The sequence below is a fragment of the Parvimonas parva genome (genome assembly GCF_045866535.1).
GTDB lineage: Bacteria > Bacillota > Clostridia > Tissierellales > Peptoniphilaceae > Parvimonas > Parvimonas parva.
The window spans coordinates 472,130-485,208 of the sequence record NZ_AP038371.1; the positions used below are offsets into that span (position 1 = coordinate 472,130).

The 13,079-nt window shown below is 28.2% G+C and carries 12 protein-coding genes and 1 pseudogene; 11 read left to right on the forward strand and 2 right to left on the reverse strand.

From position 1 onward, the window contains the following. Positions 1 to 50 precede the first annotated feature (50 nt). Positions 51 to 2,270 (forward strand): ATP-dependent RecD-like DNA helicase, encoded by a 2,220-nt coding sequence (locus ACKTSI_RS02425; protein ID WP_407863036.1) that lies wholly within the window; start codon positions 51 to 53, stop codon positions 2,268 to 2,270. After that, positions 2,270 to 2,911: a ComF family protein gene (locus tag ACKTSI_RS02430; RefSeq protein WP_407863037.1), complete on the forward strand. Its 642-nt coding sequence runs from the start codon at positions 2,270 to 2,272 to the stop codon at positions 2,909 to 2,911. The genes ACKTSI_RS02425 and ACKTSI_RS02430 overlap by 1 nt, the downstream gene beginning before the upstream one ends. Positions 2,912 to 3,140: 229 nt before the next feature. Here the strand turns inward: ACKTSI_RS02430 and ACKTSI_RS02435 are convergent. Beyond that, positions 3,141 to 4,121, reverse strand: a pseudogene (locus ACKTSI_RS02435) (DDE-type integrase/transposase/recombinase). A 209-nt stretch (positions 4,122 to 4,330) separates the two neighbouring features. Here ACKTSI_RS02435 and ACKTSI_RS02440 point away from each other — a divergent pair. From ACKTSI_RS02440 to ACKTSI_RS02460, 5 genes are all read left to right on the forward strand, one after another. Next, positions 4,331 to 5,383, forward strand: coding sequence for a phosphate/phosphite/phosphonate ABC transporter substrate-binding protein (locus ACKTSI_RS02440; protein WP_407863038.1), 1,053 nt, complete (start codon positions 4,331 to 4,333; stop codon positions 5,381 to 5,383). 78 nt (positions 5,384 to 5,461) lie between these two features. After that, on the forward strand, positions 5,462 to 6,217 hold the full coding sequence (gene phnC / locus ACKTSI_RS02445) for a phosphonate ABC transporter ATP-binding protein (RefSeq protein ID WP_068473829.1): 756 nt from the start codon (positions 5,462 to 5,464) through the stop codon (positions 6,215 to 6,217). Position 6,218: 1 nt separating this feature from the next. Then, the gene (gene phnE / locus ACKTSI_RS02450) at positions 6,219 to 7,040 is read left to right on the forward strand and encodes a phosphonate ABC transporter, permease protein PhnE (protein WP_407863039.1); all 822 of its coding nucleotides are present in this window, start codon (positions 6,219 to 6,221) and stop codon (positions 7,038 to 7,040) included. A gap of 5 nt (positions 7,041 to 7,045) precedes the next feature. Continuing rightward, positions 7,046 to 7,861, forward strand: coding sequence for a phosphonate ABC transporter, permease protein PhnE (phnE, locus tag ACKTSI_RS02455; protein WP_068473823.1), 816 nt, complete (start codon positions 7,046 to 7,048; stop codon positions 7,859 to 7,861). Further along, on the forward strand, positions 7,861 to 9,363 hold the full coding sequence (locus tag ACKTSI_RS02460; RefSeq protein WP_407863040.1) for a bifunctional metallophosphatase/5'-nucleotidase: 1,503 nt from the start codon (positions 7,861 to 7,863) through the stop codon (positions 9,361 to 9,363). Before phnE (ACKTSI_RS02455) ends, ACKTSI_RS02460 begins: the two co-directional genes overlap by 1 nt. A gap of 37 nt (positions 9,364 to 9,400) precedes the next feature. Here ACKTSI_RS02460 and ACKTSI_RS02465 read toward each other — a convergent pair whose 3' ends face one another. Further along, entirely contained in the window at positions 9,401 to 10,153 is a 753-nt protein-coding gene (locus ACKTSI_RS02465) for an exodeoxyribonuclease III (RefSeq protein ID WP_068473817.1), read from the reverse strand. A 398-nt stretch (positions 10,154 to 10,551) separates the two neighbouring features. On the opposite strand from ACKTSI_RS02465, the gene ACKTSI_RS02470 reads away from it, so the two are divergent. The 4 genes from ACKTSI_RS02470 (at position 10,552) to ACKTSI_RS02485 (ending at position 12,482) form a co-directional block, all read left to right on the forward strand. Continuing rightward, positions 10,552 to 10,647, forward strand: a complete 96-nt coding sequence (locus tag ACKTSI_RS02470; protein ID WP_407863118.1) for a hypothetical protein — start codon at positions 10,552 to 10,554, stop codon at positions 10,645 to 10,647. A gap of 196 nt (positions 10,648 to 10,843) precedes the next feature. Then, positions 10,844 to 11,437 (forward strand): L-2-amino-thiazoline-4-carboxylic acid hydrolase, encoded by a 594-nt coding sequence (locus tag ACKTSI_RS02475; RefSeq protein WP_407863041.1) that lies wholly within the window; start codon positions 10,844 to 10,846, stop codon positions 11,435 to 11,437. A gap of 32 nt (positions 11,438 to 11,469) precedes the next feature. Continuing rightward, entirely contained in the window at positions 11,470 to 11,976 is a 507-nt protein-coding gene (locus tag ACKTSI_RS02480; protein ID WP_407863042.1) for a hypothetical protein, read from the forward strand. A 23-nt stretch (positions 11,977 to 11,999) separates the two neighbouring features. Continuing rightward, entirely contained in the window at positions 12,000 to 12,482 is a 483-nt protein-coding gene (locus ACKTSI_RS02485) for an ABC transporter permease (protein WP_407863043.1), read from the forward strand. The last annotated feature ends 597 nt before the right edge of the window (positions 12,483 to 13,079 follow it).

A 13,079-nucleotide genomic window follows, 5' to 3' on the forward strand; every position in this document is an offset into this window, starting at 1 on the left:
TTTTTTAGGAAACTACTTGTAGTTTCCTAAATTTGTATGCGGGAGAAGTTATGAAAGTAACAGGAGAAGTTATAAAGGTTAGATATGTAAATGAAGAAAATGGATATTCCGTTTTTGACTTGAATACAACTGATGGAGAATTGAAAATTGTAGGTATTTTTGATTCAATTAACGTTGGAGAAACTTTAGAAATAGAGGGAGAATTTACATACGATAATAAATATGGCGAACAATTAAATATGTCTTCTTACGAAAAGAAACTTCCAAGCTCTGTTGCTGAGATTGAAAGATATTTAGCCAGCGGTATTATTTCAACGATTGGTCCAAAGAATGCAAGATTTATAGTTGAAGAATTTGGAAAGAAGAGTTTGGATATTGTCTTTGATGAAACTGATAGATTGATTGAAGTTAGAGGAATCGGAAAGAAAAGTATCGAAAAAATAAAAAAATCCGTTGAAGAATTAAGATTTAGTAAAAATATTTTATTTCATCTTAGTGGACTTGGAATAAGCCTTAGTTTATCCAAAAAAATTTATAGCATCTTTAGAGAAAATACTTTAGAAATTATTAATGAAAATCCATATAAGCTGATTAAGAATGTAAAGGGAATTGGATTTTTGAAAGCTGATGAGATTGCTTTGAAAAACAATTTGAATAAAAATAGTCCATACAGAATTGAATCGGCGATACTTTATGTTTTAACTCAAAAAGCTATTAATTTCGGTCATGTTTATTATCCGAAAGATAAACTTACTCTTGAAGTGTCTAAGTTGATTAATGTTGAAACAGACCTTATTGAGCCTGTTTATATGAACTTACTCTTATCTTCTGATATTGTTATTGATAATTCTTTTGAAGAAACAAATATTTATTTAGATTATCTTTATGTTTCGGAAAGTTATGTTGCAAGTAAACTTGCAAAAACGGCTTTAAATGAAGATATGGAAATTTTATTTGATGTTGATAGTGAAATAAAAAAATCTTTAAAAGATTTATCCATAAAACTATCAAAAATTCAAATTGATGCAATAAAATCTTGTTTTGAAGAAAATGTTACAATAATAACCGGAGGACCCGGTACCGGAAAGACTACAATAATAAATACAATAGCAAAAATATTTATGAATAATGGATATAATATATCTCTTTGCGCTCCTACTGGAAGAGCGTCTAAAAGAATTGAAGAAACGACAGGTTTTGAGGCGAAAACAATTCACAGAATGTTAGGATATATTCCAAGTAGTTATGATGATATTGGACATTTTGAATACAACGAAGATAATCCTTTAGATACGGATTTAATCATAATTGACGAAATGAGTATGGTTGATATCGTACTTTTTGAAAAACTTCTAAGAGGAATAAAGGACAGTACAAAGTTAATTATAGTTGGAGATGTTGACCAGTTGCCAAGTGTTGGCTCAGGTAATGTTTTAAGGGATTTGATAAATTCAGAAAAAATAAAATATACAAAGTTAGTTGATATTTTTAGACAGTCTGAAAATAGCAATATAATAGTTAATGCACATAAAATAAATAACGGACAAGAACCGATTTTAAATGAAAAAAATAGTGATTTTTTCTTTTTAAAAACTGAAAGTCCGATGCGAACTAGAAATATAGTTGTGGATTTGATAAGTAAAAGACTTCCAAAGGCTTATGGTTATAATTTTTCTAAAGATATTCAGATTTTAACTCAAAGCAGAAAAGGTATCTGTGGAGTTATGGAGTTGAATAGGTTATTACAGGATATTTTAAATCCAAAAACTGAAACAAGTGATGAGCTTTTGGTTGGAAATAAAATTTTTCGTGTAAATGATAAAGTTATGCAGACTAAGAACAATTACAATCTTTCTTTTTTGGACTCCGACGGAGAAGAGGCTTTTGGAGTTTATAACGGAGATATGGGACATATAATTTTTATAGATAAATCTAGTAAAAAAGTTACGGTTGAAATGGACGATAAAAGAGAAATTGAATATAGTTTGGAAGATTTGGATAATTTAGAACTTGCCTATGCGATAACTATACATAAGTCGCAAGGTTCTGAGTTTAAAGCTGTAATCATTCCTATGTTTGACGGATATAGATTACTTCAAACCAGAAATTTATTATATACTGCAATAACTAGAGCTAAAGAAAATATTGTTTTGGTTGGAGATAAAAATGTTATGAACAATATGATTCAAAACAATACGATAAACAGTAGATATTCAAATTTAGAAAATAGAATTAAACACTTTTTTGGACTTGTAGAGGAATTGTTGTAATGCTTAGAAAATTTTTTAAAACATTTTTTTATAATGAAGATTATTGCTTTTTCTGTAAAGAAAATGTGATTAAAAACTCATATCTATGTGAAGAATGTATATCTGAAATTAGAAGATATGACAAAGAGATTTTTAATGATTATGGAGAAGAAATTTTTAAAAAAGATATTTTATTTTACTATTCTGGAATAATTAAAAAGAAAATAAAGGAATTTAAGTTTGAAAATGGAGTTTATCTTAAAAAACCTTTTGGAAAGTTGATGTTTGAAAACTTAGATAAAACTTTGCTTGAAAAAATGGATTACATTGCCTATGTTCCGTCAAGCAAGAAAAAATTAAAATTAAGAGGATATAATCATTCAAAGCTTTTGGCTGAAGAAATATCAAAATATTCAAAAATACCATTGTTTGATGATTTACACAAAGTAAAAAATACAAAATCACAACATTTTTTATCATTAGAAGAAAGAAGTATGAATTTGAAAAATTCTTTTTCAGTCGAAGGGGATTTAACCGAAAAAAATATTCTATTGGTTGACGATATACATACAAGTGGGGCAACAATTGACGAATGTTATAAAGAATTAAGAAAAGCAAATTGTAATTTTGTTTGGGTTGTTTGCCTTTGTGGCGTTTTTTAGTTATTAATTAATATTGATGTTATGATATAAGCGAGTTTGTTTTACTCGCTTTTTTGTTGATTAAATTTTATAAATTTTTTCGATTTATTATATAGTATAAGTATAATTGTAAATGTTTTAATAAAAAAATATCAAAAAAATTAAATAAAAGTCATATTGTACATTTGTAAATGACGTGAGACCAAAAATTATAAAAAAACATAACCTGTATGTTAGAATTAAAGGAGAATTAATTCTCCTTTAATTCTAATAATTCTTTACGTTTTTCAATAGGTGAAAGCCAATTTAAAGTTTGCATAGGTAATCTATTAGATTTGTAGAGATATTTTTTCATTTGTACAATCAAATCTTCATAAGAATAAAAAGATAAATTACTGTAAAATCTTTCATTGTCATTTCTATGACTTCTTTCAACCTTTCCGTTGTGTCTAGGTGTTCTAGGTCTGATTAATTGATGTTTAATACCCAATTCATTACATAGTTTGTCAAAAGGATGAACTCTTTTAGTATCTTTAAAATGTGTAAATTCAAAGCCATTATCGGTTTGAATAATTTCAGGAGTATAACCAAAGTGTTTAATAGCCATTTTAACAAAAGTAACAGTACTATAAGAAGATTGTTCCTTAAAAGGATAAATAAACCTTTCACGAGTTGCCTCATCAATAATTGTATATTGGTAGAATTTGTCAGGATATTTACCAACATAACAAGAATTGGGAACATATTTAACATCAAGTTGCATTTTAACACCAATTTTAGTAGGAGTATGATAAGGTCTAGGAACATAGGGTTTGGAAGGTTGTTTAACATCTTAAAAAAAACCAAGTTTTCTAAGGAATCTAAAAAGGGAGCAAGGGTGTCTAGTATAACCTTTATTTAGTTTAAGTTTAGCATAAAGTTCAATCAAAGAAATATTAGGATTTCTTCTAATGAGATTTTTAATCCAATAAATTTCAGTATCGGTATTAGAATTAGGATGTTTAGATAAAGGTCTATGAGATTTATCCCTAAGGGAGTCAATAGAGCCATCAAATCTTTTATTCCAACGCATAAGGGAGGCTTTAGATATTTTATATCTTCTACAAACAAAGCTAACAGAATTACCGTTTCTGTAAGTTTTAACAGCATGGTATCTTGTTTGAAGTAAATGAGGGATATAACGTTGGTTGTGTTTTATATTTTCTTGATTTTGTAATATAATATTATTCATAAAAGAGAGTTCCTTTCTGGTTAATTTTTTTGTTGTTTTAATTATATAGGATATTCTCTTTTTTTTGTACCCTTGGTCTCACATCAATTGTATCATAACACAAAAAAATTAAATAAAAGTCATATTTGTAATTGTAAACACTTGTTCAAAATGATATAATATAAGGGTAAATCATACAATTTATATTTCACTAATATACAGGGGGAATTATGAAACTATTTAAGAAAATTTTAATTTCATCTTTAGCACTTGTTTTAAGTGCCGGACTTCTTGTGGGCTGTGGCTCTAAAAAAGAAGCAAAAAAATCTTCTGATGGAAAAACTGCTATTGAAAAGATTTCAATCGGTTTTGTACCTTCAAGAGAACCATCAGAGATAGTTACTGCAACTGAACCTTTAAAAAAATTATTGAAGGATCAATTATCAAAAGAAGGATTTGACGTTAAGAATGTTGATATAACAGTTGGAACAAGTTTTGAGGCAGTAGGGGAAGGACTTAATGCCGGAACTTTGGATATTGGATTTATTCCTGCCGGAACTTATGTTTTATATAGAGATGGGGCAGAAGTTCTTTTGACTGCAACTAGAAAAGGACTTTCAGTAAATGATGATTCTGCTAAGGTTTGGAATGAACAAAAGCCTACAAAGAAAACTGATAATCAAGTTACTTCTTATAGAGCATTAATGATTGCCGGACCATCTGAAAAAGGTCAAGCTATCGCTAAGAAAGTAAATTCCGGAGAAAAGTTAGCATGGGAAGATGTTAAAGATTTAAAATGGAGTGTTATGAATCCAACTTCACCTGCAGGTTATATTTATCCAACTCTTTGGTTAAATGAAACTTTCGGAAAGACAATTAAAGATTTAGGAAACAATGCTATTTTAAGTGATTCTTATGGTTCTGCATTCGCCAGACTTGCTTCAGGACAAGTAGATGTGCTTTGTACATACGCTGACGCCAGACTTGACCAAGAAAAGAAATGGAATGAAACTTATGGAAGAAAAGCATCTATTTGGGATGAAACAAATCTTATAGGTGTAACACCTGCTATCTATAATGATACAGTAAGTGTTTCTAAAAAATCTAAAAATGTAACGCCTGAATTTAAAAAAGCTTTAGAAAAAGCATTGATTGAAATTGCTAAAACAGAAGAAGGTAAAAAAGTTATAGCTGTTTATAGTCATGAAGGTTATCAACCGGCAAAAGATGCTGATTATGATAATGAAGCTAAAGCTCAAGAAATTGTAAAAAAATTAAAATAATGTTGAATTAATTAAATTGTGTGAGAGTTAGGGAGAGAGAAATCTCTCCCTTTTTTAACAAATTATATGGAGAAAATTATGATAGAATTTAAAAAAGTTAGCAAGGTTTATCCTAACGGAACTAAGGGTTTGGTAGATGTAGATTTAAAGATTGAACAAGGGGAATTTGTTGCGATTATAGGGCTTTCCGGTTCAGGAAAATCTACATTAATCAGATGTGTCAATAAGATGCATGAAATTACGTCAGGAGAATTAATTGTAAATGATGTCGATGTAAAAAAATTAAGTGGTTCAGAAATTAGAAAATTTAGAAGAAAAATTGGTATGATTTTTCAATCTTTTAATTTAGTTACAAGAACAACCGTTATAAAAAATGTTTTAACTGCATTTGTACCTGATTTAACAGGGTTTAGAAAATTTTTTGGAATATTTCCAAAGGAATGTAAGATGAAGTCTTTAGAGGCTCTTGATAAAGTTGATATGTTAGAAAAGGCTTATGTTAGAGTTGATCAACTTTCGGGTGGACAACAACAAAGAGTTGCTCTTGCCAGAGCTTTAGGACAAAATCCACAAATTATTTTAGCAGATGAGCCGGTTGCAGCTCTTGACCCGGTAACTTCTAATCAAGTTATGGAAGATTTTAGAAAAATTAATAAAGAAAATAAAATTACTATTTTGATTAACATTCATGATGTTGATTTAGCTTTAAAATATTGTGATAGAGTTGTTGGAATAAATAAAGGTAGAATTGTTTATGATGGAAAATCAAGTGATATTACAAAAGAAATTTTAGACAAAATTTACCAAAAAGATTTATTTTTAGCTGGAGAATAATATGAAAAATATATTTGATAAGATATTTCCTAAAGAAAAAATTACTCTGGTAAATGGGAAAGTAGTTTTTAGACCTCGTTCAAAAACTCCTTTAATTACAATTATTGTAATTTTGTTGATGTATATTTCAATAAATGTTACAGGTTTTAATTTTGAAGTTTTTGAAAATTTTGGGAACTTTTTTAATATTTTAAAAGGAATGATTCCACCGGATTTTAGCTATAGTGGAGAGGTTTTAACTCCTCTTTTTGACACTATAAAAATGTCATTAATGGGTTCTTTTTTAGGAGCTTTGGTATCACTTCCTATTGCTATTTTAGCATCTAGTAATATAACTAAAAATAAGTTTGTAAATGGATTTTTTAAATTATTTTTAAGTATTTTAAGAACTTTACCTTCACTTGTTTGTGCTTTAATAGCAACTTATATATGGGGACTTGGAACTTTTGCCGGAACAGTTGCAATTTTTATTTTTTCATTATCTTATGTTGGAAAGTTACTTTACGAATCAATAGAAACTGTTGATATGGGAGCTTTTGAATGTATGGAATCAATGGGATTTACAAAATTTTATGCTTTTAGATATGCGATATTACCGGTTGTATTACCTTCATATATTTCTACTGCTTTGTTTAACTTTGAAGGAAATGTAAGATATGCTGCAATTTTAGGTTATGTTGGAGCAGGTGGTATTGGAATGATTTTAAATGAAAAACTTGGCTGGAGAGAATATTCAAAAGTTGGTACCATAGTATTTTTATTACTTGTAACTGTTTTTGTAATTGAAATTATAAGTGAACATTTTAGAGGAAGATTGGAGTAATTGGTATGAAGAATTTAAAAGTAGAAGAAAAATTAAATAAAGAACCAAAATCATATACTTATATCATAGCAGTTATTGTGATTGTTTTAGGACTTTTAGTTTGGTCTGCAATGTCTATCAAAAAGGGTGATGATGTTAAGGACTCTATGAGTATTGCAAAAAATATTATAAATGGTATTTTGCATCCAGATATGGAATTTCTTTTTAGACTTGATAATAAAGGTGTAATTTATTTACTTTTTGAAACAATGTGTATTGCATTTTTAGGTACAATAATCGGTGCGATTATATCAATTCCTTTTGCGTTTATTTCTGCAAAGAAAATTGTTTCAAAATATGTAGCTGTAATTGGAAGATTTTTTACAATGTGTGTTAGAACTGTTCCTGCGTTTATATATGGACTTATGTTTATCGGCGTTACAGGTCCGGGTGCGTTAGCCGGAGTATTTACAATGTCAGTTGTATCTATCGGAATGGTTACTAAATTGTATATTGATGTTATAGAGGATTTAGATTTTGGAATTATCGAATCACTTTCAGCTATTGGTTGTACAAAGATTGAGCAAATAAGATATGGAATTTTACCACAACTTTACTCAAAATTAATCTCAATTGTAATTTACAGATTTGATATGAATTTAAGAGATGCATCTGTACTTGGTCTTGTTGGAGCAGGTGGTATTGGTGCGCCACTTATATTTGCGATGAATAATTATCGTTGGAATGAAGTTGGATCTATTTTAGTTGGAATTATAGTTTTAGTTTTAATTATAGAAGTATTTTCAAACAAAGTTAGAAGAAAATTAGCGAGGGGATATTAATGGCTTTTAAAATTTTATCAACAACAGATGTTCATGGAAATTTATTAGCATATAACTTTGTAAACTCAAGTATTGCAAGTAAAGGACTTTCCAGATTTTCGAACTTTTTAAAAGAAGAAAGAAAAAAAGGAAAAGTAATTTACGTTGATAATGGTGATATTAATCAAGGTACTCCTCTAGTAACTTATGCTAATTCAAATGTTAAAAAAAATATTGTTGCAAAAGCTCTTAACCATTTGAAATGTGATTATATAAATATAGGAAATCACGATTTTAATTATGGAAATGAATTTTTATATAATTATGTTGAAGAAAATAATGCAAAATGTATTACTTGCAATGTAAAATATAAAAATGAAAATCTTGGAAGAACAGATATAGTTGAAATAGATAATAAAAAAGTTGCATTAATTGGAGTTGTGACTGATTATATTGACCATTGGGAAAATCCTAAAAATTTAGAAAATTTAGAGGTTTTAAATGTTTTTGAAACTGTTAAAAGCTCAGTTGAAGTCGTTAGAGATAAGGTTGACTATGTAGTGGTTTTTTATCATGGGGGTTTTGAAAGAGATTTAGAAACTGGAGAACCGACTGAAAATTTAACCGGAGAAAATGTTGGATATAAAATATGTGATAAAATTTCCGGAATAGATGTTTTAGTTACAGGACATCAACATAGGACTCTAACAGGTAAGATAAAAGATACACTCGTAATACAATGTGCAGACGGTTGTTCAACTTGTATGGAAATTGTGTTTGACGATAAAATTTCTGTAAATATAAAAGACATTTCAGGATATGAAATAGATACTGAAGTGGAAGAAAAATTTAAAGAAGTTTTAAATGAAACGGAAAAATGGTTAGATATTGAAATTGGAAGTTGTAACAAAGAAATGTATATTTCCGATATAAAAAAAGCACAACTTGAAAAACATTCAATTACAACTTTTATAAACAAAATTCAAAAAGAAACTATGGGTGCAGATATTTCTGCTTGTTGTCTTTTTGAAGTAATGCCCGGTTTTGGTAAAAAATTAAGATATAGAGATATAATTTTAAATTATCCATTCCCAAATACATTAGTTCTAAAAGAAATGAGTGGACAAAATATTTTAGACTATTTAACACAATTATCGACATACTGGATTGTTAAAGATAATGAAATTGATATAAATCCTAAATTTTTATATCCGAAAAGAGAAATGTATAATTACGACATGCTTGACGGAATAGAATATACAATGAACATTTCAAAAAATGGTACAAATTTCGTAACAGATGTAAAAGTAGATGGAGAAGAGTTAATTTTAGACAAAAAATATAAACTTGTATTGAATAATTATAGAGCAACAGGTGGTGGAAATTTTTCTTTTTTTCCTGAGCTTAAAACTTTAAAAGAAGATACAAGAGATATTGCTGAAGTTTTGATTGATTATGTAAAAGAAAATAATTATGTTGAAGTTGAAGACAAAAACAATATAAAATTAAAAATTGTTGAATAGAAAAAGACTATTGCGTTTTGCAATAGCCTTTTTTAATTTATTTTATTTCTAAGTAAACAGGACAATGGTCGCTTCCTAAGATGCTTTGATGAATTTGTGCATCTACAAGTCTGTTATCCATATCTTTTGAAGTTAAGAAATAGTCGATTCTCCAACCTGTATTTCTTTCTCTTGATTTGCCGAAGTAACTCCACCAACTGTATTCATTTTCTTTATCCGGATAGAAAAATCTAAAAGTGTCTGTAAAGCCACTATCTAAAAGAATAGACATTTTTTCTCTTTCTTGATCTGTGAAACCGGCATTTTTTCTGTTTGTCTTTGGATTTTTAAGGTCAATTTCCTTATGAGCAACATTTAAGTCGCCACATACAATTACAGATTTAGTTTTATTTAATTCGTGTAGATATTCTCTAAATGCATCTTCCCAAACCATTCTGTAATCAAGTCTTAAAAGTTCTTGCTTTGAATTTGGAGTATAGCAAGTTACTAAAAAGAAATCATCATATTCTAAAGTTATAAGTCTGCCTTCATTGTCGTGTTCTTCAATCCCCATTCCATACTTTACACTTAAAGGTTTGTGTTTAGTGAAAATAGCAGTTCCACTATATCCCTTTCTTTGTGCATAATTATAAAAAGTTTCATATCCATCAAGTTCAAGGTCAAGTTGTCCTTCACTCATTTTAATTTCTTGTAAACAGAAAAAATCTACATTAATATCGTTAAAATAATCTAAAAATCCTTTTTTAATACAAGCTCTAAGCCCATTTACATTCCAAGAAACAAATCTCATTTAATCACCTCATATTTATTTTGTTTAATTACTTACTTATTAATTATACCATAGTTCCATTTTTATAATCAAACAGAAGTAACTATGGTGAAATTAAATTATTTTTTTATACTGAATTAATGTGAATTTAATTATACCATAGTTTCAATTTTATAATAAAACAGAAGTAACTATGGTGAAATTAAATTATTTTTTATACTGAATTAATGTGAATTTAATTATACCATAGTTTCAATTTTATAATAAAACAGAAGTAACTATGGTGAAATTAAATTATTTTTTATACTGAATTAATGTGAATTTAATTATATCATAGTTTCAATTTTATAATCAAACAGAAGTAACTATGGTGAAATTAAATTGTTTTTTTTGTTGAAAAAAAGAGTTTATAATTAACTATTGTAACAGAGATATATTTTGATAAAAAGAGTAAGGAAACATTTCAAGATAAGCTGTTTAAGGTAATACATTCAAAAGGGAATAGTAGCGAATGAGTAGAAAATACGGCAGTAGAAAAAATAACTAAAAAATGCTATAATATCATTAGTTAATTTTGGCTAACTTTTGGCTGTTAGATGTCTGATTGGTGTAATAATTTTTGAAAAAATATGAATCTAAGCTTGTAGAAAAATTAGTGGGGCGATTTTAGTGAAATATAAAGGTATGTATTTTAATTTAATGAGTTTATTTTTGAAAAGACCAATGGTTAGAAAATTTGGCAAGAATAAAACTATGGAAAGCTTAAAAAAGGCACGTAGTCTATATAAACAAATGATTGAAAAGACCGAAGATATTGGTGCGAATAATCCTATGTCAGGTAATATTTACTTAGGCTATGTATTTATGGCTGTATGCAGAGCGGGCGATTTTAAGATAGATGATTTTAAAGAAGTAATTGTTGAATTTTTAAATAATAAATTAATTAACAAAGCTATAAGTAGATTTGATTTAAATAATCCTAAAGATATGGAAAAATTTGCCGGACAAATGTATAAAATGAGAGAATGGGCAGATAAATATCAGAAATATAAGAATAATACATGGGATTTTAATTTTGATAAAAATCTTCATAAGGATGGCTTCTATTATCACTTTACAAGGTGTCCTATGGAAAAATTTGCTGGAGAAAATGGTTATCTTGATTTATTGCCTTTGTGCTGTGATGTTGATCATATTGTATTTGAGAAAAGGAAAGCAGTTCTTCATAGAAAACAGACATTAGCATCTGGGGGAGAAATATGTGATTACTGGATTGTTGGAGATAAGACTAAGAATCCGATGTGAAAAATTAGGATTATATGAAGGAGGTTGATTTTATGGACTTCATACGAGCAATTCTTGACGGAATTGCAATAGCAGCTATTTTTAATGGAATAGTGGCTAGTTTGGTACTAATAAATCCAAGATTGTTTTTTGATTCCTATCCAAAGGCTATTCAGAAATCAGCTCTTAAGCAAATGACAAAACAAGAGAAAAAGATAAATACGATACTCACTATCGTCATTGTTGGAATTTGTTTTATTTATTCAACAATAAGTATTTTACATTCAGGAGTTGTTGGCTTTTGGAATATATTTTGGATGGGATACATTCAGTGGAGTATATTAAATATAGGAGATTTTTTGTTATTGGATTGTCTCTTATTTCAAGGAAAATATAAAGAAAAGATAGTTATTCCGGGAACAGAGGGACACAAGGATTATGAATTCAAGAATTGGATGAAACATTTGGCAATTTGGGAACATTTTTTGTTAGTTCCATTTTTGCTTGTCCCTATTATAGCTATAATTCAAGCTTTGTTTGTTGGCTTTTTAGGAAGATAAATTTGAAGGTAAGGTGGAACAAAATGGTGGTAGCAGTTGAAACAGTAATTTTATGTATTGTATTTTTCTTACTTTGCTATATCGGAACTGGTACAGACGATAAGAATTTAAAAAGTTATTCTTCATATCCGGATGAAGTACAGGCTCAGATAAATAATATTTTGGAGTATCAAGGGAAGTTCAATAAACATAATAAATTTATTACGTTTATATTCAACCTATTATTATTTTCAGTAATTCTGTTTTTCTTGGGTCTCTTTATCAAAGAAGATAACTTCTTTAATAATTTTTTGTACTTAAGCATTATGGGGCAGGGGTTGAATATTTTCGATTTGTTAGTCATAGACCTTTTGTGGTGGCGAAATACAAAGCGTATCCGCTTGAGTAAAATACCAGACAAGAAATTTTATCAAAATCCGAAAAAACATATAGAAGCATTTGTTAGAGGTTTCGTAATGTATTTGCTAATTGCTGTAATAGACGGCTACATTTTGACGCTTTTATAGAGATATAGGTAAATATTTGTTTGTGTAGCTTATAACTTAATAAAACTAACATAGGAACAGTAAATCAAAAAAGGTTTACTGTTTTTTTCTATCACTACCGACACTAACTTAATTTTACAATATGGGATAAATATAATATTTATCCATAAGAAAAAATATAATAAAATGATTGTATTTTTTATGGGAAAGTAATATAATATGGGCGTAGTATAATATATTATATTCATAATTTTAAAACAAAAGAAGGAAGGAATTTTTCGAAAATTACAGTTAAAGAAAAATATTTTTTCGGATGGAGTAAAGGAAAAATATTAAAACATACAGATAAGGAATATGGGGTAAATCCTTATGATTTAATTGTAAGAGAACCTTGGTATTATATTGATTCTGATTGGGCTTATGTTCCAGGAGACCCAAGTGTTTGGAAAAAAATAAATGGGAAATGGTATGAATTTTCTACTTATGAAGATTTGATTGAACATTCGGGTTGGAAAATATATAATGGGAAATGGATGTATCATATACCGGGAGATTATGGTGCATATGCAGATCAATGGGGAGAGATTAATTCAGAATGGTTTAAGTTTGATAGTAATG